Here is a 23,138-nt window from a genome sequence, read left to right as displayed (position 1 = left end):
ACTTTATAAAAAGAACAATAAAAAAACACTGCACAAAGGTCAAGCGCTTCCTCATTCTTACCCCCCTTTAAAAGGGTGCCCATACAAACCTCGCTGCCAATAGCGGAATCGAGGCGACCAGAAATCTGCCGTTCCAGCGGTAGCCGATACGCGTGGCGGGCACACCGGTAAATCGGGATAAAATCAGCATTGATGCCGTCATCGGCGACGACATTAGCGCCAGCGCCCAACCCACCATCAGCGATGCACCTATCAGTGCGGGTGTTAGTCCCTCGATAGCTAACTGCGGTAGCAGCCCCACCAGCAGCGTTACCGTCACGATAGGATTAACGCCGACCTGGGCCAGCCCCACCACCATCAGCATCGCCAGCACGGCATTGAAGGCGCCCCACTGGTTCAACACGGTTAGTAGCGGCGCCAACTGTTGAGTGTCCACCAGTCCAACGCATAAGTGCCCCAAATAGCCCGCCGCCCCTAGCACCACGATCTCATTGGCACTGGGCGAAAGTAGCCACGGCAACTGACGATGCACCGCGCTAACCGCGGCAGGCAGCCCACCGAAGCCAAGCCTACGCCGCTGCCAGGCAAGCCAAACCAGCGCCCCCGTGGGCGCACCTAACAGCGCGGCAATGGGTAAGCGCAGTTCTAATAGCCAAGCAAGGCTAAACACTAGCGCCACAATCCCTAGCAGCAACACACTGAACTGGGCCAACGGGCGTAATGAAGGGGCAGCTACCAAGGCTTTATTGGCAGGGGGATGTGGCCCGGTGAGAAAATCCACTGCCCAACCCGCCAGAAAAATCAGCACTGCGGCACCCAAAATATACGGCGCAAGCGCCAGCCAGGTAACCTGAGGAAGGCTCGACAGCACCACCGCCACCCCAATGCCCATAGGGGAGATCAGTGGCGCCAGGGAAAACCCACGTAGCAGCGCCAACATCATGCGCCGCTGGCGAGCTTCTCGCACCCAGGCACGCCCTTGGGCCGCGCCTAGGGTGTTACTCTTCTCAATCATGGCAGCAAATAAGTTAAGCACACCGATATTGAGAATAATGCCAAACAGCGCAGAACCGAGCGATAAAATCGGGTAGCGGCGGCTAGGCGGTTGAAGCAGCATGCTCTGCCCACAGCGGCGCACCAGCCGTGAACGGTAGGCAGGCAAACGTAGCATGCTCAACGCCACCACAAAGGTAGCAAAAAACGCAAAACGTCCACTGGCTTCAAACAGCAGTTGGCTTGGGTTTGGTGAACGCCAGAGCGCTAGCAGCGACATTATAAAGGCTACTAGCAGTAACCCTTTGGCCATACGTGTTAGCTTGCCAGCAAGCGTTAATAGATAGAGCGCCAGCGCGGCAATGCCAACGGCTTGCCAAAACAGGCTGCCAACCACCAGATGATACAGCGTTGCCAAGGTGACCAGCAGTAACAGAGAAACCCGCAGGCGGGCTGGGCTCACTCAGCCTTCTCCATGGGTATTTTTTTCCGGGAAGCCTTCAGACGATTCACTGCCACTGCGGCGCCGAAATGAACCTTCACCCATGGCCACTAAATTGCCTTTCTCATCAACGATCTCACCGCTGCTCATATAGGTTTTCTGTCCGCCGCCGCGCACCGTGCCTATTGCCTTCAACACACCTTGCCGGGCGGGGCCCACAAAGGTCGTGGTTAATGAGAGCGTCATTCCCCGGCGTATATTGCCCGGTACGTCGCAGTGCAGACCGGCAAGGCTTAAAGCGCTATCCAGCATTGAAGCCAATACACCGCCGTGAACATTACCGCTGCGGTTTAGATGTTTGGGCTCGATAGTGAGCTCCACCACGGCACGATCTTGCTGCCACTCAACCACCTGCATACCTAGCAACTCGTGATAGCCCATAAGTGCTTGTTGAGGCGTATCTGGCCTGTGTATTTGCGAAGAACTCATGAGGCGCTCTCCTGCTGGGCTAAATCCCGCAGCCGCCCTTTAAGAATTTTGCCGCTGGCAGTGGAAGGTAGCGTATCCATCAATACAATTTGAGTAGGTCGTTTGTAAGGCGCCAACCGTTCGGCGATAAACGCCTTTAGCTCCGCCACATCAACGTCAACGCCTGGCTCACACTGCACAAACGCCACGACTTCTTCATTACCGGCGATTTGACGCCCCACTACGGCGGTAAGCGTTACCGCAGGGTGCTCGTTAATCACCGCTTCCACATCCGGCGGGTAGATATTGAAGCCAGAGCGGATAATCAGCTCTTTGCTACGCCCTACAATATAGAGTTGGTCATGGTGATCGAGTTTGGCGATATCACCGGTATTGAGCCAACCATCTTCGGTTAGGGTGGCGCGGGTAGCTTCCGGCTGGCGGAAGTAACCCTTCATAATATTAGGCCCGCGCACCCATAGTTCACCCACTTCATCTCCAGGCTGCTCGGCAGTTCCGCTGTCGCTAAGCGGTTCCAGGCGGTACTCAAGTAAAGGCAATACCCGGCCAACGGTGCTAGTTGCATGGTGGTCATCGATGCGGGTCTGGCTGATGGTAGGGCTGGCCTCGGTTAAACCGTAGCCGTTATGCAGCGTCAGCCCAAAGGCGGCCTCTACCCGCACTTTGGTGTCGCTATCTAACGGTGAACCTCCTGCTGACATATAAATTAGATCAGGCGCTTCTAACGGGCGCTGTTCACGTTTTAAAAACTCTAACGCCCGGGCATACATCGCCGGCACTCCCTGGAGAACGGTAATGTGCTCCTGCTTTAGCGTCGCCAACATATGGGCGGCATCGAAGCGCGGCACGGTATACAGGCAGGCGCCGTTATAGAGCGACCCCATACATACCGAAGAGAGGCCAAACACATGAGACATGGGCAGCACGCCGTAGACCCGCTGCCCTTCGCTTAAATGACGCATGCCCCCAGAGATTGAGGCAATATACAGAATGCCACGATGGGTCAGCATGACGCCTTTAGGTGTGCCAGTGGTGCCTGAGGTGTAGATCATCGCCGCCACCTGCTCGGCCCCGCTCGCGCAGACCGGCTCGGGCTCACTGTCATACAGCGGCGAAATGGCCAGCCCACCCAACTGAGGGTGTTGGTAGCGGTCAGCCGCGTGGCGCTCGGCGTGCTGGCACGCCTCTGGGGATGCTTCACAGGTATAGAAGACTCGCCGGGGCAGGCAGTTGCCCTGAATCAGGTCAACTTCCTGTGCTGACAGGCGCGAGTTCACAATCGCTACCCAGACATCCAATTCACTGGCGGCCAGCAGCAGCACGACCAGAGCGCGACAGTTTTCACTCACCGTCATAATCCGGTCGCCAGGGCGAATGCCCAATGCGCTTAACCAGCCATAAGCGGCGTGTATTTCTTGACCAAGCTCCGCATAACTCCAGCGCACAGTGCCATCCACTATAGCCGGGTGCTCGCCAAGCAGCTTGGCATTTTCAAGCACGCGGGTACTGAGGCGCTCGGGAAGCTCGGCCACCAGCTCGCTGGCAAGGCGCCCAAAAATAGCCTCGTCCGGCGCTTGGTAGGAAACCGATAAAGCCATTAGGACGCCTCCCGCACCATGTTGCGAGCAATGACGATTTGTTGAATCTGGGTGGTGCCTTCGTAAATACGGAATAGCCGCACATCGCGGTAGAAACGCTCAACCGCGTATTCCGACATGTAACCCGCCCCACCGTGAACCTGCACCGCGCGGTCTGCGACACGGCCCACCATTTCGGCGCAGAACAGTTTGCAGCAGGAGGCCAGTGTCGAAACATTTTCGCCATTGTCTTTACGCCGTGCAGCGTCCATCACCATGGTTTTGCCTGCATAGGCTTCGGTTTTGCTATCCGCCAACATGGCTTGGATCAGCTGATGCTCGGCAAGCGCCGCGCCAAACTGCTTACGCTCCATGGTGTAGCGCAGCGACTCTTCCACTAAGCGCTCGGCCACGCCTACACAGACCGCCGAAATATGCAGCCGCCCACGATCCAGCACCTTCATCGCCGTTTTAAACCCTTGTCCCTCTTTCCCGCCAATAATATTTTCAGCGGGCACCCGGCAGTTGTCGAAAATAATATCGCAGGTATGGGCGCCCTTCTGGCCCATCTTGTTATCCGCAGGGCCGCGTACCAGCCCTGGCGTGTTACCTTCGACGATAAAGGCTGAGATCCCGCCCGCACCTTTATTCTCTGGGTCAGTACGCGCCATCACGGTAAACAGATCGGCTTCTGGGCCGTTGGTGATATAGCGCTTGGTGCCGTTCAAGATATAGTCATCGCCATCCCGCACCGCCGTCGTGCGCAGGCTGGCGGCGTCGGAGCCGGAATCGGGCTCGGTGAGACAAAACGAGCTAAGAATCTCGCCCGTGGCCAAGCGTGGCACATACTTGGCTTTCTGCTCATCAGTACCATCAATCAAAATACCCTGGGCGCCAATGCCATTATTAGTGCCAAACACCGAGCGAAAGGCAGGCGAGGTTTTACCAATCTCCATCGCCACCAGCGCTTCTTCCTCCATCGTCAGGCCTAGGCCGCCGTACTCTTCTGGAATCGATAGCCCGAAAAGCCCCATCTCTTTCATTTCCGCAAGAATTTCCGGGGGCACCGCATCCTCTTCGGCTAGGCGTGCCTCATTAGGAATTAAGCGCTCACGGACAAAGCGGGCGATGGTATCGACAAGCTGGTTAATCAATTCGGGATCGCGAATCATGACGGCTCCTGGTGGCAACGGGTTTTATGGTTAGAGTTATCATTCGAAGTAGCGCTGGGCGTGGACAGTACATGCATTTTGCATAGCAAAACTATTGTCCACTATTCTTGTCAGGCACTTTTGCATAGCCTAGGATGGCAGTCAATAATTGAAACACCATTTTGCAATGCAGAATCACAATGCTAAATATACACCCATTTGCAGAGAGGACTTAGCGTATGGCTAGCGAATCAACACCTTCCCCCTTTACCACGCTTGGCATCGTCGGCACCGGCGCCATGGGGCGTGGCATCGCACAGTTGGCTGCCCAGGCCGGTCTAGACGTCATGCTTTTTGACGTTAAAGAGGGTGCTGCACAAGAAGCGAAAGCCTTTATTAATGGCTTATGGCAGAGAAGTGTCGAAAAGCAGCGCATTAACGCAGAACAGGCGCAGCACTATAGTGAACGGTTGATTGAAGCCAGCGAGCTTGCCGCGCTCGCTCCCTGCGATATTGTGGTGGAAGCCATTGTCGAGAAGCTGGAGGCCAAGCAGGGGCTGTTTAGCGATTTAGAAGCAATCCTCAGCCAGCAGGCTGTGTTGGCGACCAATACCTCTTCACTCTCCGTCACGGCCATTGCCGCCGCCTGCCAGCACCCTGAGCGGGTTATTGGCTTTCACTTCTTTAATCCAGTGCCGCTGATGAAGATTGCCGAGGTCATCCCTGGCTTGCGTACCACCGATGAGGTGACTCAGCGGGTCAATGCTCTAGGACAAGCCATGGGCCACTTTACGGCCCAAACCACCGATACACCTGGGTTTCTGGTTAACCATGCCGGTCGTGCCTTCGGCACTGAAGCGCTGCGACTGCTAGGCGAAAGCGTCGCTGACCCGGCCACTATTGACCGTATTATGGTTGATCAGGGCGGATTCCGGATGGGGCCCTTTACCCTGCTTGATCTTACCGGGCTGGACGTTTCCCACGCCGTGATGGAGTCGGTGTATCACCAGTATTATGAAGAAGCGCGTTTTCGCCCTTCACCGTTAACCCGACAGCGCTTGGCCGCGGGCTTGCTGGGGCGTAAAACCGGCGAAGGCTTTTACCGCTATGTGGAAGGCAAACAGCAGATGCCGGATGAGCCGGTCATCAAGCCTGCCTCACCTTGCCCGGTATGGATTAGCCAGGAAGACCCCGAGAGTGCCAAGGCACTCACCGCGCTGGTGCATGCGGCGGGCTGGCCATTAGAAACTGACCCTCTACCCACTGCCCAAGCGCTATGCCTGCTGACTCCCTTTGGAGAAGATGCCACTAGCTGCGCCCTGCGCCAGGGGCTAGACGCTGAGCAGTGTGTAGCGGTGGATATGCTCGCAGGGCTCGATAAACGCCGCAGCCTCATGGCCACGCCAATCACCCACTCCGCTTTCATTCAAGCAGCGCAAAGCCTGCTCAATCATGACGGCACGCCGGTAAGTACTCTGCAGGACAGCAACGGCTTCGTTCTTCAGCGCATTATTGCCTGCATCGTCAACGTCGGTGCCGACATTGCCCAGCAAGGCGTGGCAGAACCCACGACTATCGACCGAGCGGTTGAGCTGGGTTTGGGCTACCCTTTCGGCCCGCTACGCATGGGCGACCATTACGGAGCCACGCGCATCATGACGATATTGACCAACCTGCTTGAGGCCACCGGCGACCCACGCTATCGGCCTAGCCCCTGGCTGCGCCGCCGCGCCGCGCTGCAAATGTCGTTAACCGCCGCTTAACCCTACCAATAACAAGGAGCATCACCATGCAAGACGCCTATATTTACGACGGTTTACGTACCCCTTTTGGTCGCCACGGTGGCAGCTTAGCGGCTATTCGCCCAGATGAGCTGTTGGGGCTGACGCTTAAAACACTGGTAGCCCGCAACCCATTCGCGCCAGCAAGCTATGAAGAGGTGCTGGCAGGCTGCACCAACCAAGCGGGGGAAGACTCCCGAAACGTAGCCCGTCACGGCGCACTGTTGGCAGGTCTGCCCATCGAAGTGGCAGGGCAAACCGTTAACCGGCTTTGCGGCAGTGGCTTGGCAGCGATGATGGATGCGGCCCGGGCGGCACGGCTAGGTGAAGGCGAGCTGTTTTTAGCAGGCGGCGTTGAGTCCATGTCCCGTGCACCTTATGTGTTGGGTAAAGCGGACTCCCCCTATGCCCGCAACCAGCCGCTGTACGACACGGTGATTGGCTCACGCTTTCCCAACCCCTGGATTGCTAAGGAGTACGGCAGCCACAGCATGCCGGAAACTGCTGATAACATTGCCCACGACCTGAATATTAGCCGCGATGAAAGCGACACCTTTGCCGCCCGCTCTCAGGCCCGCTACGCCCAAGCGCTGGCCTCAGGTTTCTACGACGGCGAGATGTTTGGCGTAGAGGTGCCCCAAGGGCGTAAACAGCCGCCACTGTTGGTGGAAAAAGACGAACACCCCCGCCCACAAAGCAGCGAAGACAAACTGGCCCGACTGGGCTCGCTATTCGAGGGTGGCGTGGTCACCGCCGGAAATGCCTCGGGCCTGAATGACGGCGCCGCTGCCATGATTGTCGGCACCAAGGCCGCCGGTGAACGTGTGGGCCTAGCGCCGCGCGCGCGCATTGTCGCCAGCGCCGTTGCCGGTGTGGCTCCGCGGGTTATGGGGTTAGGGCCAGTACCCGCTTCACAAAAGGCGTTGGCGCGTGCAGGGCTTACCCTTGAGCAGATGGATGTGATTGAAATCAACGAAGCGTTTGCCGTTCAGGTGCTTGGCTGCGTGCAGCAGTTGGGTCTCTCCGTTGATGATCCACGCTTGAACGCCAACGGCGGCGCTATCGCCATTGGTCATCCTCTGGGGGCATCAGGAGCACGCTTGGCGCTTACGGCTCTCCGACAGCTTGAAGCGACCGGTGGGCGCTATGCGTTGGTTACCATGTGCATCGGCGTCGGTCAGGGCATTGCCACGATTATCGAGCGTCTGGACAGCTGATTTAGTGTCAAACAGCCGCTATTTCGTTGAGAGGCATGAACGCTGCGTCTAAGTAGATATGCGATACTGGGCGCCATAAGCCACCTATTGTTGGGATATTGAATGCACCCCACCGACACTGATGCTGACGACCCGCAGTTGCCAGGAAAAGATCGTAACTTTGTGACTGCCCTCGCGCGCGGTTTAGAGTTACTGCGCGCCTTTGGCGCAGGTGAAGAGTATTTAGGCAATGCTGAGCTCTCCAACCGTACGAGTATCCCTCGCCCGACGGTGTCACGTTTAACCTATACCCTGACGCAGTTGGGCTATCTCCAACACAATACCCACCTGGAAAAGTACCGCCTTGGGCCAGGTGTCTTAGCCTTGGGATATCGCTTTCTCGCCAATATGGGCATTCGCGAAATTGCTCGCCCGCATCTGCAGAAATTTGCTGATGCCACCGACTGTAACGTTAGCCTGGGCGGGGCCGACCGCAGTGACATGGTTTATTTGGAAACCTGCCACGGCCATGGCCCGCTAATCATTCGCCTGGACACGGGCTCCCGCCTGCCCATTGCCACTTCCGCCATTGGTCGTGCCTGGCTATGCGGTTTGTCTGACGAACGGCGCCAGCAGGTGCTCCAAGAGTTGGCCAGCGAGTATGGTAGCGACTGGCCGCGTTATGAAGCGGGTATACAACAGAGTTTCAAAGACTATGCACAGTACGGTTTTTGTCTCTCTGAGCAGGATTGGCAGCGCGATATTAGCGCGGTGGCGATGCCGCTAATTTTAGAAGATGGCGCCGAGGTCATGGCGATTAACTGCGGCGGCTCCAGCCTGCGCTTGGATCACGACCGCTTGGTTAATAACTTAGGCCCACGTCTCAAAGAAGTCGCTAATCAGATTAAGCAGGAACTAGCGCCAAGAAACCGCTCGGCAAGGTAAATTCAAGCTAGGGAGACTTTAACTAACGCCCGTTTGAATGCATCATAGACTTCTAAACAAGCGCAGCGATACCAAGAGCGCCGAGGAGTGGGGATGCCAAGCGAGTGGATAGCGCGTCATGATCAAACAGTCACCCTTAAAGGCGAGTGGACACTTGCCAATTACCGCTATATCAAAGCGGCGCTTAATCACAGTGAAACTCGAACCGAACTTGGCAAGCCAACGGGTGCGACGGTTTCGTTAGACGCAATAACTCGCCTTGATACCGCCGGTGCCATACTCATTGTAGAGCTGATTGGCGTTGAGAAAGCACAGGCGGTAGCGGATTGGGCAGCAGAACTGCCGAAAGAACAGCAGGCGCTGCTGGTGCGTATTGCCGAAGCCATGGAAGCGCCGCTTGACGTTGATCCCCCCTCCTATTCGCGTATTAGCCAAGCGCTTGCCAGCGTGGGCCAACACATGGCGGGGCTTTGGTCTCAGCAGCGCCAGCTGCTGGCCTTTATTGGTCTCGTCGTGGCTACCCTATTCCATCTGGCATTGCGGCCACGCCACTGGCGCCTAACGGCCACCGTTGCCCATATTCAGCAGAGCGGTCTTAATGCCGTACCCATCGTCGCGCTACTCACCTTTATGGTGGGTGCCGTTGTGGCTTTCCTTGGCGCTACCGTTTTGCAGGATTTTGGCGCCACGATTTATACCATCGATCTTGTTGCGTTCTCATTCTTACGAGAGTTCGGCGTTCTGCTTGCTGCAATTTTATTAGCGGGACGAACCGCCAGCGCCTTTACTGCCCAGATCGGCGCCATGAAATCCAATGAAGAGATTGATGCCCTGCAGGCCCAAGGGCTAGATCCTATCGAGCTTTTGGTGCTGCCACGGGTAATGGCGATGTTAATTAGCCTGCCCATGCTAGCGTTTGTGGGCATGCTCAGCGGCTTAGCGGGTGGTGCCATGGTCACCTCTTTGTCACTGGATATTTCACTTACCCAGTTCATGGCCACGCTGCAAAAAGACGTATCGGTGACACACTTTTTGGTAGGGCTTAGCAAAGCACCGGTGTTTGCCTTTGTAATCGCCGTTATCGGCTGCCTTGAAGGCTTTAAGGTCAGCGGCAGTGCGCAGTCGGTGGGAGAACACACTACGTCAAGCGTCGTTCAGTCGATTTTTATGGTGATTCTGATTGATGCCGTCGCCGCGCTATTCTTTATGGAGATGGGCTGGTGATCAATTCAGATAAACCGACAGAGCAAAACGACCTCCCGGTCATTAAGGTTCGAGGCTTGGTGAACCACTTTGGCGCTCATGTGGTTCACGAAAATTTAGATCTGACCCTTGAACGCGGGGAAATCCTCGGCGTTGTAGGCGGTTCTGGTACCGGCAAATCAGTGCTGTTACGCAGCATCGTTGGTTTGAAGCGCCCCAATGACGGCACGGTTGAAGTCCTAGGCACAACCCTTAACGAGCTTAACGAGGCACAGCGCAGTCAAATAGAGCGGCGCTTTGGTGTACTGTTTCAACGCGGTGCGCTGTTCAGCTCGTTGAACCTGCAAGAAAATATTGCCCTACCGCTAATTGAACACGCCAGGCTACCCCGTGAAGACGCCGAGCATCTTGCCAGGGTAAAGCTAGCGTTGGTCGGGCTGCCGCCACAGGCCGCGCTGCAGTTTCCTGAGTCGCTGTCTGGCGGCATGGTCAAGCGCGCCGCCCTTGCCCGTGCCTTAGCGCTTGATCCTGACATCCTGTTTCTTGATGAGCCCACGGCGGGGCTTGACCCTATTGGCGCTGCGGCCTTCGATCAGTTGCTGGTCACCCTTCGCGATGCGCTGGGTTTCAGCGTATTCCTGGTCACCCATGACTTGGATACGCTCTACGCCGCCTGCGACCGGGTAGCGGTACTCTCACAAAAACGCGTATTAGTCGTAGATACCATTGATAAAGTGGCGGACACCGACGACGAGTGGATTCAAGACTACTTTCACGGCCCGCGTGGTCGAGCCGCTCAGCGTGCTCATACCGGCTCTTCAAATAATGCAAACGTCCAGGAGTGACTGCACATGGAAACACGGGCGCATCACGTTTTAATCGGTCTCTTCACGCTGGCCACTGCCGCTGGCGCGCTGCTGTTTGCACTTTGGATGAGCTATGCAGCGGGCGAACGTAGCTACCAGCCTTATCGTATTCTATTTGAGCGCAGCGTTAGCGGCTTATCGGTCGGCAGCCGAGTGCAGTATAACGGTATTGAGGTGGGGGACGTCACCGAGCTTAACCTTAATCCTGATGACCCTCGGCAAGTGATTGCCCATATCCGCGTCTACGATGACGCACCGATTAAGACAGACACCCGGGCAAAACTTGCCTTTGCCAGTATCACCGGCAGCATGTCCGTGCAACTTCACGGCGGCACCCCTGAAGCCCCACTGCTAATTGACCAAACCGATATCGAAGCACCGTTTATAAACGCAGACCCTTCGCCCATCGCTACGCTGTTTGATGAGGGCGAAGATATGATCGAAAACATCAATTCAATCCTGCAAAACGTCAACGAACTGTTTGACGATAATAACCGTGACCAGGCAGGCAGTATTTTAACCAACATTGCTCAGATCACCGAAATGATTGCCGCCCAGCAGAACGCCCTAGACCAGAATATGGCGCTTTTCGGCGAAGCCACTCGCCAGGCAACTAACACGCTTAGCAGCATCGACGAACTTAGCCAGGAAGCGACACAGCTACTGCGTCAAGATGGCCGGCTGGTAATGGAGAGCGCTGCCGATGCAAGCCGCGATGTGGCACGTGCGGCACAGCGCATCGAGCAGTTAGTGGAGACTAACGCTGGGGCCATCGAAGGTAGCTTACAGGGTGCGCAAGATATTGCCCCGGCGCTCTCTTCGCTGCGCTCCACGCTCGATACGCTAGATCGTATTACCCGCCAGCTAGAGGAGAGCCCAACGGACTTTTTCCTAGGCCGTGATCAGGTAGAGGAGTTCCGCCCATGACATTACGCTCCACCGCCATCGCTTTAGTTAGCGCTGCGCTGCTACTCAGCAGTGGCTGCTCAATATTGCCCGAAAGTGAGCCAGCGACCCTGTATCGTCTGCCCAGTAGCGATATACAGCCCGTCACATCAGATTCTATGACCACCCGCCAACGCCTGGCGGTGGCGGCCCCACAGGCGGGGCATTTACTGAGTAGCAACCGCATTTTAGTCTACCCGGAGGGCAATATTGTTAATGTCTACGAAGGTGCCCGCTGGCAAGAGAATGCCTCTGCTTTACTCCAATCGCGCTTGATCACTGGGTTACAGCAGAGCCGCCTATTCGCCAGCGTGGGTAGCGATAGCCTGCCTTCCGAGCTATTGCTACTGAGTGAACTACGTCACTTTCAGAGCGACTACGCTACCCGTCCGCCCACGGTGAAGGTTCAGCTCGATGTTCAGCTCGTCAGCACTCAAAACCACGCTTCAATCGCTACTCAGAGCTTTACCACCAGCGCGCAATCTATAAGCACTGATATTCCTGATGTGGTTGATGCATTTGGTGCTGCTAGCGACGAACTTACTGAGCAGTTGGTCAACTGGCTGGCCAATCAACAGGAAGCCACCATTGACTAAGTCAGCATAGTTAAGAAGTGGTTGCCCTGCGGGCATACTCCCGCGGGTCGCGGGGGTAGTAGCGTTCTGGCTGGCTTTCCAGGTGCGCAAAGTAGCGGGTATCCTTGTAGGGCATTTTCATGTAGCCCGAGACGCCTAGGCCCTCGATTTGGTCTACCGAGGCGAGAATGCGCGCCAGCAGCGTGCGGAACTCGTCCTCTCGAGCCGGATCCAGCAGACGATAGTAGCTATGTATTTTGAGGTGTTGTGGCAGCGCTTCAAAAATGATCATGCCGGTATGGTGAATGTCATTGAGCTGCTGCAGCACATGCATAATCGCCTCGGGCAGCACCAATAGCTCTTCTGGGTCGGGGCCATCTTCGAAGTAGCTGTGCTGACGGGTGCGATCTTCAAGCTCCGGTACTGCGCTCAACTCATAGCCTATCGCCATGCTGGGTTCGCTAACGAAGGCTTCATCCACGGAAGTACGTTCTAAGTGCAGTGTTTGGCGGGCATTAAACAAGCAGCTTTTAAACACGCCCTGACGATGAATCGCCCGCGCCAAGTGCACCATATTATTGACCGCTTCAATAAAGGCGGGCTTCAGCGTAGGGTCGTGTAAATTTAACGACGAATCGATATACACACCCTCACGCTCCCAGCGAACCGCCAATCCCCCTACCACCGGATATTTGCCCAGGCGGCTCACCGACGCCAAAAAGGCTTTTTCGGTTTCCCCCATACCCTGCATAAACTGCTTGTAGTAGCGGTCTAACTGCACATCATTGACATCATTCAGGGTTTCCTGTGCATTCGCTTCGCGTAGAAAGGCTTTGCGCGAGCTATATACCACGGTATCGATCTCCTGATGCGCAGGACACGCCCATACCGGTACCAGCGGGACACTGAGCGATGTGGGCAGATCGATCATTACTACCCTGGCCATTCGCGGCATGTTTTTTAAAAAGTAGTCGCCCGCTTTGCGCCGTACCTGAGGGTCGGGGTCGAGCATGCCATCCAGGGTGCGGGCAAACTCCATCGGCAACCCCAGCGAACTGGCGGGAATCGCCCGATGGCCAAATCGACACGACTGCGCCGACGCCAGCGCATACAGGGTACCCGCCGCGCCCTGCTCGTCGAATCGCGGCGATGACAGTGCGCCGTTCAACTGCTCTTCGCCGATAAAGTAAACATCGCCCAGGCGGGCATTGGTTTGCTGCAAATTGTCCGACATCAGCTCCATCACGTTGGCGCCCACAAACTGCAGTTGCGCGTCTAGTTGGGCAAATACCGATGAGCCCCAGTCGATTAACGCAATAGACTCCTGCTCGGCGTCATACACCAAGTTAGAAGGCTTAATATCGCCATGCACCACCGGACGTGCCTGGGACCCTGACTCCCGCCGCAGGGCAAGCAGGATGTCGGCCAACTGCGCCGCAATGCGCACAATCAAGCGTGGAGAGAGGCGCCCCTGCTTAAGCGATACCTGCTCTAAATTCCAGCCGGGGGCACGCTCCATTACCAGAATGGACTGCCCCCGGGAGCGCTGGTAAGCAATAAGACCTGGAATGCGTGGATGGGACACCTGTTCCAGCATAAACGCCTCTTCTTCGAGGCGCTCCTGCAAGTGCACAGGTAGGGTAATGCGGGAGAATTTAAAGACATAATGCGCTTTAGCGCCTTGGTGGACGGTGCTGCCGGCAAATACAAAACCGTAGGCACCCTTGCCAATGAGCTCGATGCCCTGATAGCCCAACTGGGAGAGCTGCGCCTGGCATAGCGCTACCCAGTCTTTAAGCTTACGGGCATCGTGATGGCTCAGCAGATAGACCGACTGCTCTTCAGGTATATAAAACTGCTGAAGCGGTGCCTGGGACATAAGTCACCTTGCTTGCTAGCCTAAGTGAAGCAGCATGGTCTCTGGGGCTTCGAGAAAGCCCTTCCAGGCATTACAGAAACGCGCAATGGTACCGCCGTCGATAAAACGGTGATCGCCCGCCCAGGTGATGGTCATGATCGCCCGGCGCTGTACCGCACCCTGCTCATCAAAGCGTGGTAGCCACTGGGTTTTACCAATCGCCACAATAGCGGCCTCGGGGGCGTTAATGATAGGCGCGGCGTAGGTACCTCCCAACGCCCCAATATTGGAAATACTAATGGTGCCGCCTTTTAGATCCGCCTGATCAACCCGCCCCTCCCGCGCCGAGGTGGTTAGCCGGCCGACTTCCCGGGCAATTTCCAACAGGGTTAAGCGCTCAACGTTTTTGACATTGGGCACCATCAAACCCGCTTTGCTATCCACCGCCATACCGATATTACAATGGGGGTAGTAGTGCAGCTCATCCCCAGCCGCATTTAACTGGGCATTAACGATAGGCTCTTCGGCGACGGCTAGCGCCATGGCTTTCATAAAAAACGGCATTAGCGTCAGCCGTTCGCCCTGAGCCTCGGCTAGCGGCTTTAAGCGCTCCCGCAGCGCCAACAGTGCAGTAACGTCGATCTCTTCACCGTAGTGAAAATGGGGAATGGTGCTGGCTGCCTCGACCATGCGCTTGGCCATGACCGCCCGCACACCGCGGAGGGGCTCCACTCTGGGTGCCTGAGTTTCAGCTTGGTTGTTAACAACGGTTTGGCTAGATGAAGCTGAAGCTTGGAGTGCTTGATCCAGATGCGCCAACACGTCCTCTTTTAGCACCCGACCGTCTTTGCCGCTGCCAGCGATCTCCGCGAGCTGTAGAGAGTGTTCACGCACTAGGCGTCTAACGGCGGGGCTGGCTGGCACCTTGTCATATAAGCGGCCAGCAGCCGGAATACCTGTAGGGTTGGACGATTCTGTCGTCTGTGCCATTGGCTTTTCACTGGCGGCCGATTGCGCACCGTCTGGTTCGGCCTCACTATTATTGTTACTAGCCCCATCCACTTGATAGGCATACAGCGGCGCATGCACTTTGGCAATTTGGCCCTGGGCCACATACAGTTTGGTCACCACACCGGCTTCGGGGGCGGTAATCTCCACCAGCGCCTTGTCGGTCATGACTTCAACGATAGGCTGATCTTCTTCAATTTGATCGCCTTCAGCGACGCGCCATTCGACGACTTCACACTCGACGATGCCTTCGCCAATATCAGGCAATAAAAAATCGCTCATTGTTTTTCTCCCCATGCGTACTTAGGCATTAATAGCCACTAAAAGTTGACGCTTTCGCGAATCGCTTCAAAAATCTTCAGGTGATCAGGCAGATACTCTTTTTCCAGCACCAGTGGAAAAGGCGTATCCAGACCCGTCACCCGGGCAATGGGCGATTCCAGGTAGAGAAAACAACGCTCTTGAATAGTGGCAGCGATTTCACCGGCAAAGCCACCGGTTAACGGGGCTTCATGGCTCACCACCAGTCGGCCGGTTTTTAACACCGATTCAGCCACCGTATCCGCATCCCAGGGCAGCAGTGAGCGCAGGTCGATCACTTCACAGGCGATGCCCTGCTCTTCGGCTAGCTCGACCGCTTTGCCGATCACCTCCATCTGCGCGCCCCAGCCTACCACGGTAATATCCGTGCCCTCCTTGGTGATTTCGGCTTCGCCAATGGGAAGCTGGTAATCCTCTTCGGGCACTTCACCGACTGAAGCACGATAAAGACGCTTAGGCTCCAGAAAAAGCACCGGATCCGGGTCGCGAATAGCGGCAAGCAGTAGCCCTTTAGCCTGGTATGGGTTGCGCGGCACCACCACCTTTAATCCAGGTGTATGGGTGAAATAAGCTTCCGGTGATTGAGAGTGATAAAGGCCACCAGCGATACCGCCACCGTAAGGAGTGCGAATCGTCAAACCACCAACGTTAAACAGATCGCCTGAGCGGTACCGGAACTTGGCGGTTTCGTTAACGATCTGGTCAAACGCCGGAAAGATATAGTCGGCAAACTGTATTTCTGCCACAGGCACCGAGCCCTGGGCCGCCAAGCCATTGGCAAAGCCGATAATGCCCTGTTCGACAAGTGGCGTATTGAAACAGCGCGCTTTGCCGTACTTCTCCTGCAGGTGACTGGTGGCCCGAAATACGCCGCCAAAAATACCCACATCTTCACCAAAGCAGATGACTTTTTCATCCTCTGCCATGGCGATATCCAGTGCATTATTAATTGCCTGGAGCATGTTCATGGTAGCCATGTTACGCCTCTCCCTGAGTATCAGTCTCGGTGCCCACGTCTAAATCCAACGACTGCGCCCCGCGGGGATAAGCCTCTGGGTAGCGACGGATATGGCGTTTTAACTGATCGAATTGGCGCTGCAGCGATGGGGTTATATCGGCATACACATCGCTGATCAGGCTCTCTAGCGGCGGCGATGAGCGCTTCTCAGCCCGCTTCATGGTTTCCAGTACTTCACGGCGCAGGGTTTCCTGCTGGGTAGCCTCCTCCTCTTCGCTCCACCACTGTTTCTTCAAGAGCCATTTTTGCAGCCGCAGCAGTGGGTCTTTGGCGCGCCACACCTCCTCCTCATCTTTCGAGCGATAGCCAGAGGGGTCGTCGGAAGAGGAGTGCGCGGCAAGGCGATAGCTCATGGCCTCGATCAATACCGGCTGATTTTTCTCAACGGCGATCTTGCGTGCCTGCCGCGTCGCTTCGTAGACCGCCAGCACATCGTTACCATCTACCCGGATCACGTGCATGTGGTAGCCAAAGGCTCGGGGGGCGATACCGTCGGCGGCAAACTGCTCGACGGCAGGCGTGGAAATGGCATAGCCATTGTTACGGCAGAAGAATATCACCGGCACCTGATGCACTGAGGCCATATTCAGCGCGGCGTGGAAGTCTCCCTCGGAGGCGGCGCCTTCACCAAAAAACGTTAACGTGCAGTGACCGTTACCAGCCAATTTTTGGCCGTAGGCGTAGCCCGTGGCCTGAGGAATCTGAGTCGCTAAGGGGGACGAGATGGTCATGTAGTGCAGCTTGCGCGACCCATAGTGAATCGGCATTTGGCGGCCTTTGCCGTAGTCCAGCTCGTTGCCGAACAGCTGATTCATGAATTCGTCGATCGAGAAGCCGCGATACATTAAAGCGCCCTGCTCGCGGTACTGGGCCATAATCATATCGGCGTCATTTAGCGCAGCAGTGGCGCCCACTACAGCGGCCTCTTCCCCGGTACACTGCATATAAAAGCTCAACCGCCCCTGGCGCTGAGCAGCCATCATACGTTCATCGAGAATACGCGTGGCCAGCATCGCCTGATAGATACGCCGGGCGTGATCACGCTCAAGCGCGGGCTCATCAGCGTCGCTATGCAGCTCACCTTCTGGGTTAAGCAGGCTGAAAGTAGGAATTGAAAATTCGTCGCCGGTCATGAAGTCCGGCTGGTGTACGTACTGTGTCATCATTATTGTCCTTGTTTTGCCCCTTTTGAGGGCAGTGTTGTTGGTATTGACCGTTTATGCCAGTGGATTTATCTGTCATAGGTCAACGCAACATCTATCTACCACAACATTTAGGACAATAACGCAGCGCAAGGACTTTAGGGATGCTACTTAAGATGCAGAGAGGTTAAAACGCAGAAAAATCAGTCATCAGAGATACGCGCACGTAGTTGACGCTGCAACACTTCGAACAAGCTATCAATCGTCAGGGCCAACAATGCAATGGTCAGCGCCCCTTGAACCACATAGGCCATATTGCCGTTCACGATGCCGGAGATAATCGGGTCACCAAGGTTACTTGCTCCCACGGTAGCCCCTAACGCGGCAGTGGCAATATTGATGGTCACCGAGGTTCGGATGCCCGCCAGAATGACCGGTGCTGCCAGAGGGAGCTCAACTTGACACAGGATTTGCGTTGGCTTCATGCCCATCGCGTGAGCCGCCGTTTTAATTTCGCTTTCGACGCCCTGCAGACCGGCAAGGGTATTGCGCACGATAGGCAGCAAACCATAGAGCATCAAAGCGACAATAATCGGTAGGGTGCCAAAACCCAGAACGGGCACCGCCAGCGCCAGGACGGCCACGGGGGGAAACGTTTGCCCCAGCGATGCCAACTGGGCCACCAGTGGTAGAAAATCACTCCCCCACCTGCGGGTAACGGCGATACCCGCCGCGACTCCCACGATAATGGTCACCACCGCTGCAATGCCGACGACAAAGAGGTGGCGGCCTAGCAAAGTGACAAAACCGGCGCGATCGTAGATGACTTGCCGGGCATCGGGCTCAATCCAGCGAAATAGGGGCTCGGCAGCCGACATGGCAAAGACGCTCATCATTAGCAGCGCCCCCCAAAGCAGTGGCCATAGCCATTGTGGGGCTTTTTTGTGGGGCTGGGCGACGCTTAGCGAGTTACTCACGCGGGTTTCCATTGTCCAGTTGAGCCTCCTTGATAATTCTCCGCAACGATAGCTCACCGACCGGCACATCATGTTGGTCAACAACGGTCAACCGGTCGCTATGATCGCGCAGCATCATGGAAAGCGCCTGACGTAGCGAGAAAGTCCCAGGGATGCGCGACTGCGCGGGCAAGGTAGGCCCCATAGAGGTCATATGATCTTTCACACGGGTTAACGCGGCTTGTTTAAGGCCTCTTTCCAGCCCACCTAAAAGCGACTCGACAAAAGGGTCGGCAGGGCTTTGTAATAGCGCCAGCGGTGAACCTTGTTGCACGATTCGACCTTCGCGCATCACCACTAAGTGATCCGCCAGCTTAAGCGCTTCATCCATATCATGGGTCACAAACACTACGGTTTTATGCAGCCGTGCTTGTAGCTTGGCCAGCTCATCCTGTAGCTTTTCACGGGTAATAGGATCAAGCGCGCCGAAGGGTTCATCCATCAACAAAATATCCGGGTCTGCCGCCAGGGCACGCGCAACACCCACTCGCTGCGCCTGCCCCCCTGAAAGCTGATGCGGGTATTTATGCCCAAACTCATCCACTGGCAAACCGAGCAAATGCATTAGCTCGGCCACCCGTGACTGGACGTCCGTTGCTGACCACTTCAATAACCGTGGCACCAGACCGATGTTGCGCGCAACGTTCCAGTGGGGAAACAGCCCGGTGTGCTGTATCACATAGCCAATCCGGCGACGTAGTTTTACAGGGTCATACGCGTCTATCGCCTGCCCATCGAGGATGATGTCGCCTTCGCTGTGCTCAATTAAGCGATTGATCATGCGCAAGGTGGTCGATTTACCACAGCCCGAGGTACCCACTAACGCACAGAATTTACCCTTCGCCACCCGTAGAGAAATATCGTCCACCGCGGTTTCATCCCCAAACCGCTTGGATACGTGGGATAGTTCGATCATCTTGTTCCTCCGGGGCGCAGCGCTTCTGCCAAGGCACCTAAGCCCGCATCCACCACCAGAGCCAGCATTAAAATAGGCAGTGCGCCAAGCAGCACCATATCCATGGCGGCCTGACCTAAGCCTTGAAAAATAAAAGTACCTAACCCGCCCGCACCAATCAGAGCGGCAACGGCGGTAAGCCCAATGGCCTGAACAGTGGTAATTCTCACCCCTTCCAACAGCACCGGCAGCGCCAGCGGTAACCGCACCTGCCAAAAACGCTGCCCGGCACGCATGCCCATGCCTTTGGCGGCTTCTAATGTATCGGGACTGACTTGTTCAAGCGCGGTATAGGTGTTGCGCACAATGGGCAGCAGGCTGTAGCCAATCAGTGCAATTAAGGCGGGCGTAGTGCCAATACCGCTAACGCCAAGCTGGGCTAAAAAAGGCACGTTGGTGGCAAGCCAGGCTAGCGGCGCCAGCAGTAGACCGAATAGCGCCAAACTGGGAATGGTTTGAAGAAAATTGAGCACAGCAAACGCGCCCTTCTGCAGCCGGGCATAGCGGCGCATCAGCATGGCAAGTGCCAGCCCAAGCACAATGCTGACACTGACGGCGATACTGACCAGCTTAATGTGCTGCGCGACGGCGCTTAGAAACTGTTGATCACGGGCTTTAAATTCTTGAACGAGGGCAAGCGTCTCCAGCCCAAAAGCTGCACAGAGCCACCACATCAGCGCGACACCACATAGCAATAGCGTGGGCCATACCCGCGTGAGGTTTAAGCGCAAGCGTAGTTCTACTAAACACAGCAGCAGTACAAACAGAACAACCCAATACGCCGCTCCCATGCCTAAACGCGCTTGAGGCATCTCAGGGTCAATCAGTAAATAGCTGCTCGCCATCAACCCCACTGGCATTAGCGCCATGATCACTATCACCGCCGCTAACAGCGCTCGGTAGTGACGATGGGTTGGCTGGCACGCGAGAATACCGATAAAGGAGAGCAATAGCGTTGCCAATAGCGCACCTGGCCAGCCAAAAGCCTCCAGTGCGCCATGCCCCGTCCCTAACACAATCCGGTTGGGGGCCATGCTGACCACATCAAGTAACCAGAATGCAGCCAGCATAATAAGGCTCAGGCTAACGAGCACAACGTTAGGGTGCCACCCTTCCCAACGAAGCCGCGGGGTGGGCAGTGCATCCATCAACGACATTAATTAGTTATCCCGAGCGTTAGCATTAAATTATAAGATTACCAGGCATTAATTATTAAGCGAATCGAGGTAGTCGCTGGCCACTTGGGATGGAGACAGCCCGTTAACGGCGACATCGGCATTGAGCGTTTGCAGAGTGACCAGATCAAGGCTAGTGAAAACCTCATTGAGCAGCGCTTCTATTTCTGGATAGGCTTCAAGTACGCTTTCACGCACCACGGGGGCAGGCTGATACACCGGTTGCACGCCCTTGGTATCTTCCAGCACGACCAGCCCCAGCGCACTTAAGCCACCGTCCGTGCCATAGGTCATGGCGCCATTAACGCCGCTGGTCTGTTGGGCGGCAGCACGCATGGTAGCAGCGGTATTACCACCAGAGAGCACCAACAGTTGATCATCACTCAACTCAAAACCGTAGGCTTCCTGAAATGCGGGCAGTGCTTGTGAAGACTCGACAAACTCAGCGCTTGCAGCAAATTTGAACTCGCCGCCGTCAGCCAAATAGGCGGCTAGATCTTCTAGACTCACCAGCTCATTTTCCTCGGCAACATCCTCGCGGACGCTCATTGCCCAAGTGTTATTAGCGCTGGCAGGCTGCAGCCATATCAAGCCTTGCTGCGCATCACGCTCGCGCACTGTTTCATAAGCCTGATCTGCATTATTCCATACTGAACTGTCGGTCATATCGAAAAAGAACGCGCCATTACCCGTGTATTCTGGATAAAGGTCAATCTCGCCCGCTTCAAGCGCAGTGCGGACAACGCTAGTGCCGCCCAGCTGTAAGCGGTTTTCGGTCGCAATGTCATTGCGCTCCAGGGTCTGAATAATCAGCTCGCCCAGAACAGAGCCTTCTGTATCGATTTTGGATGACACCACCACAGGCTCGTTAGCGCTGACTTGGGAGAATGCCGCGAGGGATACGGCACAAGCAGCGATTAAGGGCTTAGCAATGAAAGAATTGGCTGAAAAGCGCATCTTTGAATTCCTTTTGAAGTGGGCTTTAAACGACCGAGGCTCTTATAGTCATTATAAGAGCCATCAGCGTTTAAGTTAGCGCATAAGCCACCAACGAGAGATGAAGGTTTTTGGGTTAAGGTGCTTCTAATACCCAAGACGTGCCTTCTCGGGAGTCCTTGAGAATAATCCCTAAAGCGGCAAGCTCATCGCGGATCGCATCCGCTTGGGCGAAGTCTTTATTCGCCTTAGCCTCAATGCGCTGAGCAATTTTCGCTTCGATCTCGCTCTCGCTGAGCGGCATACCCTGCTGCTGCGTGCCTTTTAAGAACGTTTGTGGCTCTTGCTGAAGAAGCCCCAAAACTGACCCAAGCTGCTTTAACTCGCCCGCCAGCTTGGCAGCTTCATTAGGCTGTTCTTGCTTGGCGCGATTGACCTCGCGAGCCAGCTCAAACATCACCGCCAAAGCTTCGGGGGTATTGAAGTCATCATCCATTACCTGAGTAAAGCGCTCACGGTAAGCCGAAGCGTCATCACTATTTGCCGCGCCTAGCTCAAGACCTTCCAGCGCGGTGTACAAGCGCGTTAGCGATTTACGCGCCTCGGTCAGTGAATCAACCGAGTAGTTGATCGGGCTACGGTAGTGACTCGCCACCAGCAGAAAACGCACCACTTCTGGGTCGTGCTCGGCCAGCACGTCGCGAATGGTGAAAAAGTTGCCCAGGGATTTGGACATCTTTTCCTGATTCACCCGCACAGCGCCTGCGTGCATCCAGGTATTGACGTAGGTTTTGCCAGTGGCCGCCTCGGATTGAGCGATCTCATTTTCATGGTGTGGAAAGGTTAAATCCGGCCCGCCGCCATGAATATCGAAAGTGTCACCCAGGCAGCAGGTCGACATCGCCGAGCACTCGATGTGCCAGCCAGGCCGGCCGTTACCCCAGGGCGACGCCCAATGCGCCTCCCCCGGTTTGGCTGCCTTCCAGAGCACGAAATCGAGCGGGTCTTCTTTATGAACATCCACATCAACCCGGCTGCCTGCACGCATATCGTCTAACTGGCGGTTATTGAGCTTGCCGTAATCAGCGAATTTGCGCACCCGATAGTAGACATCACCGTTATCGGCCGCGTAGGCAAAGCCTTTTTCAATCAGCGTTTCAATCATTGCCACGATATCGTCGATATGGCCGGTGGCGCGGGGCTCATGGCTGGGCGGCAATACAAATAGGCGCGCCTCGTCTTCGTGCATGGCATCAATCATGCGCTCTGTCAGCGCAGTGATACTTTCGCCATTTTCGTCCGCGCGCTTGAGGATCTTATCGTCGATATCGGTAATGTTGCGCACGTAGTTAACGTCATAGCCGCGTTCTCGAAGATAGCGGGTGATGACATCAAAGGCGACCATGACGCGAGCGTGCCCTAGGTGGCAGTAGTCATACACCGTCATGCCGCAGACATACATGCTCACTTTACCCGCTTCCAGTGGGGTGAAAGGTTCTTTGCGGCGCGTCAGCGTATTGTAAATATGCATATGGCTATCCATGTT

Annotated in this window: 20 protein-coding genes; 7 read left to right on the top strand and 13 right to left on the bottom strand. The window is 55.8% G+C overall.

Annotation, left to right across the window (positions count from 1 at the left end; genetic code table 11):
* Nucleotides 1–67: 67 nt before the first annotated feature.
* The 4 genes from ACW17M_RS19225 to ACW17M_RS19210 are packed head-to-tail and all read right to left on the bottom strand — an operon-like array spanning nt 68 to nt 4,673.
* Nucleotides 68–1,456 carry a hypothetical protein gene (locus tag ACW17M_RS19225; protein WP_009287815.1) on the bottom strand — a complete coding sequence of 463 codons (1,389 nt, stop codon included), beginning with the start codon at nt 1,454–1,456 and terminating at the stop codon, nt 68–70.
* Nucleotides 1,457–1,924, bottom strand: a complete 468-nt coding sequence (locus ACW17M_RS19220; RefSeq protein WP_009287814.1) for a PaaI family thioesterase — start codon at nt 1,922–1,924, stop codon at nt 1,457–1,459.
* A complete protein-coding gene (locus ACW17M_RS19215) occupies nt 1,921–3,522 on the bottom strand; it encodes a class I adenylate-forming enzyme family protein (protein WP_009287813.1) in 1,602 nt (533 codons plus the stop codon). The genes ACW17M_RS19220 and ACW17M_RS19215 overlap by 4 nt, the downstream gene beginning before the upstream one ends.
* Nucleotides 3,522–4,673 carry an acyl-CoA dehydrogenase family protein gene (locus tag ACW17M_RS19210; RefSeq protein WP_022523327.1) on the bottom strand — a complete coding sequence of 384 codons (1,152 nt, stop codon included), beginning with the start codon at nt 4,671–4,673 and terminating at the stop codon, nt 3,522–3,524. The genes ACW17M_RS19215 and ACW17M_RS19210 overlap by 1 nt, the downstream gene beginning before the upstream one ends.
* A gap of 218 nt (nt 4,674–4,891) precedes the next feature.
* On the opposite strand from ACW17M_RS19210, the gene ACW17M_RS19205 reads away from it, so the two are divergent.
* The 7 genes from ACW17M_RS19205 (at nt 4,892) to ACW17M_RS19175 (ending at nt 12,184) form a co-directional block, all read left to right on the top strand.
* Nucleotides 4,892–6,415, top strand: a complete 1,524-nt coding sequence (locus tag ACW17M_RS19205) for a 3-hydroxyacyl-CoA dehydrogenase (RefSeq protein WP_009287811.1) — start codon at nt 4,892–4,894, stop codon at nt 6,413–6,415.
* A gap of 26 nt (nt 6,416–6,441) precedes the next feature.
* A complete protein-coding gene (locus ACW17M_RS19200) occupies nt 6,442–7,650 on the top strand; it encodes a 3-oxoadipyl-CoA thiolase (protein WP_009287810.1) in 1,209 nt (402 codons plus the stop codon).
* A 102-nt stretch (nt 7,651–7,752) separates the two neighbouring features.
* Nucleotides 7,753–8,574 (top strand): IclR family transcriptional regulator, encoded by an 822-nt coding sequence (locus tag ACW17M_RS19195; protein WP_027959572.1) that lies wholly within the window; start codon nt 7,753–7,755, stop codon nt 8,572–8,574.
* A 93-nt stretch (nt 8,575–8,667) separates the two neighbouring features.
* Nucleotides 8,668–9,798: an MlaE family ABC transporter permease gene (locus ACW17M_RS19190; RefSeq protein ID WP_022523323.1), complete on the top strand. Its 1,131-nt coding sequence runs from the start codon at nt 8,668–8,670 to the stop codon at nt 9,796–9,798.
* Nucleotides 9,798–10,622: an ABC transporter ATP-binding protein gene (locus ACW17M_RS19185; protein WP_039859896.1), complete on the top strand. Its 825-nt coding sequence runs from the start codon at nt 9,798–9,800 to the stop codon at nt 10,620–10,622. The genes ACW17M_RS19190 and ACW17M_RS19185 overlap by 1 nt, the downstream gene beginning before the upstream one ends.
* Before the next feature lie 6 nt (nt 10,623–10,628).
* Nucleotides 10,629–11,570: an MlaD family protein gene (locus ACW17M_RS19180; protein ID WP_039859823.1), complete on the top strand. Its 942-nt coding sequence runs from the start codon at nt 10,629–10,631 to the stop codon at nt 11,568–11,570.
* Nucleotides 11,567–12,184, top strand: a complete 618-nt coding sequence (locus tag ACW17M_RS19175; protein WP_009287808.1) for an ABC-type transport auxiliary lipoprotein family protein — start codon at nt 11,567–11,569, stop codon at nt 12,182–12,184. Before ACW17M_RS19180 ends, ACW17M_RS19175 begins: the two co-directional genes overlap by 4 nt.
* A 10-nt stretch (nt 12,185–12,194) precedes the next feature.
* Here the strand turns inward: ACW17M_RS19175 and ACW17M_RS19170 are convergent, their stop codons facing one another.
* From ACW17M_RS19170 to cysS, 9 genes are all read right to left on the bottom strand, one after another.
* Nucleotides 12,195–14,042 carry a protein kinase domain-containing protein gene (locus ACW17M_RS19170; RefSeq protein ID WP_457547951.1) on the bottom strand — a complete coding sequence of 616 codons (1,848 nt, stop codon included), beginning with the start codon at nt 14,040–14,042 and terminating at the stop codon, nt 12,195–12,197.
* 15 nt (nt 14,043–14,057) lie between these two features.
* Nucleotides 14,058–15,311 carry a 2-oxo acid dehydrogenase subunit E2 gene (locus tag ACW17M_RS19165; RefSeq protein ID WP_039859822.1) on the bottom strand — a complete coding sequence of 418 codons (1,254 nt, stop codon included), beginning with the start codon at nt 15,309–15,311 and terminating at the stop codon, nt 14,058–14,060.
* 38 nt (nt 15,312–15,349) lie between these two features.
* On the bottom strand, nt 15,350–16,327 hold the full coding sequence (locus ACW17M_RS19160) for an alpha-ketoacid dehydrogenase subunit beta (RefSeq protein WP_009287805.1): 978 nt from the start codon (nt 16,325–16,327) through the stop codon (nt 15,350–15,352).
* 1 nt (nt 16,328) lies between these two features.
* Nucleotides 16,329–17,531, bottom strand: a complete 1,203-nt coding sequence (locus ACW17M_RS19155) for a thiamine pyrophosphate-dependent dehydrogenase E1 component subunit alpha (protein WP_027959577.1) — start codon at nt 17,529–17,531, stop codon at nt 16,329–16,331.
* 182 nt (nt 17,532–17,713) lie between these two features.
* Entirely contained in the window at nt 17,714–18,499 is a 786-nt protein-coding gene (locus ACW17M_RS19150) for an ABC transporter permease (protein WP_039859821.1), read from the bottom strand.
* A complete protein-coding gene (locus ACW17M_RS19145; protein ID WP_022523315.1) occupies nt 18,480–19,442 on the bottom strand; it encodes an ABC transporter ATP-binding protein in 963 nt (320 codons plus the stop codon). Before ACW17M_RS19145 ends, ACW17M_RS19150 begins: the two co-directional genes overlap by 20 nt.
* Nucleotides 19,439–20,638, bottom strand: coding sequence for an ABC transporter permease (locus tag ACW17M_RS19140; protein ID WP_039859820.1), 1,200 nt, complete (start codon nt 20,636–20,638; stop codon nt 19,439–19,441). Before ACW17M_RS19140 ends, ACW17M_RS19145 begins: the two co-directional genes overlap by 4 nt.
* A 48-nt stretch (nt 20,639–20,686) precedes the next feature.
* Nucleotides 20,687–21,613: a glycine betaine ABC transporter substrate-binding protein OsmF gene (gene osmF / locus ACW17M_RS19135; RefSeq protein ID WP_009287804.1), complete on the bottom strand. Its 927-nt coding sequence runs from the start codon at nt 21,611–21,613 to the stop codon at nt 20,687–20,689.
* A 115-nt stretch (nt 21,614–21,728) separates the two neighbouring features.
* Nucleotides 21,729–23,123, bottom strand: a complete 1,395-nt coding sequence (gene cysS, locus ACW17M_RS19130) for a cysteine--tRNA ligase (RefSeq protein WP_022523312.1) — start codon at nt 23,121–23,123, stop codon at nt 21,729–21,731.
* Nucleotides 23,124–23,138: the final 15 nt, after the last annotated feature.

This window comes from Vreelandella sp. 2A-K22, from assembly GCF_054065485.1.
Note: the sequence above shows the minus strand (reverse complement) of the source record. Positions and strands in the feature narration are given on the sequence as shown.

Bases quoted from the DNA above. Each gene is read 5' to 3' on its own strand.
- ACW17M_RS19175 (WP_009287808.1), top strand. From the start codon at position 11,567: ATGACATTACGCTCCACCGCCATCGCTTTAGTTAGCGCTGCGCTGCTA.
- ACW17M_RS19150 (WP_039859821.1), bottom strand. From the start codon at position 18,499: ATGGAAACCCGCGTGAGTAACTCGCTAAGCGTCGCCCAGCCCCACAAA.
- ACW17M_RS19155 (WP_027959577.1), bottom strand. From the start codon at position 17,531: ATGACACAGTACGTACACCAGCCGGACTTCATGACCGGCGACGAATTT.
- ACW17M_RS19160 (WP_009287805.1), bottom strand. From the start codon at position 16,327: ATGGCTACCATGAACATGCTCCAGGCAATTAATAATGCACTGGATATC.
- ACW17M_RS19200 (WP_009287810.1), top strand. From the start codon at position 6,442: ATGCAAGACGCCTATATTTACGACGGTTTACGTACCCCTTTTGGTCGC.
- ACW17M_RS19205 (WP_009287811.1), top strand. From the start codon at position 4,892: ATGGCTAGCGAATCAACACCTTCCCCCTTTACCACGCTTGGCATCGTC.
- ACW17M_RS19170 (WP_457547951.1), bottom strand. From the start codon at position 14,042: ATGTCCCAGGCACCGCTTCAGCAGTTTTATATACCTGAAGAGCAGTCG.
- ACW17M_RS19215 (WP_009287813.1), bottom strand. From the start codon at position 3,522: ATGGCTTTATCGGTTTCCTACCAAGCGCCGGACGAGGCTATTTTTGGG.
- ACW17M_RS19180 (WP_039859823.1), top strand. From the start codon at position 10,629: ATGGAAACACGGGCGCATCACGTTTTAATCGGTCTCTTCACGCTGGCC.
- ACW17M_RS19145 (WP_022523315.1), bottom strand. From the start codon at position 19,442: ATGATCGAACTATCCCACGTATCCAAGCGGTTTGGGGATGAAACCGCG.
- ACW17M_RS19140 (WP_039859820.1), bottom strand. From the start codon at position 20,638: ATGTCGTTGATGGATGCACTGCCCACCCCGCGGCTTCGTTGGGAAGGG.
- ACW17M_RS19210 (WP_022523327.1), bottom strand. From the start codon at position 4,673: ATGATTCGCGATCCCGAATTGATTAACCAGCTTGTCGATACCATCGCC.
- ACW17M_RS19195 (WP_027959572.1), top strand. From the start codon at position 7,753: ATGCACCCCACCGACACTGATGCTGACGACCCGCAGTTGCCAGGAAAA.
- ACW17M_RS19165 (WP_039859822.1), bottom strand. From the start codon at position 15,311: ATGAGCGATTTTTTATTGCCTGATATTGGCGAAGGCATCGTCGAGTGT.
- osmF (WP_009287804.1), bottom strand. From the start codon at position 21,613: ATGCGCTTTTCAGCCAATTCTTTCATTGCTAAGCCCTTAATCGCTGCT.
- cysS (WP_022523312.1), bottom strand. From the start codon at position 23,123: ATGCATATTTACAATACGCTGACGCGCCGCAAAGAACCTTTCACCCCA.
- ACW17M_RS19220 (WP_009287814.1), bottom strand. From the start codon at position 1,924: ATGAGTTCTTCGCAAATACACAGGCCAGATACGCCTCAACAAGCACTT.
- ACW17M_RS19190 (WP_022523323.1), top strand. From the start codon at position 8,668: ATGCCAAGCGAGTGGATAGCGCGTCATGATCAAACAGTCACCCTTAAA.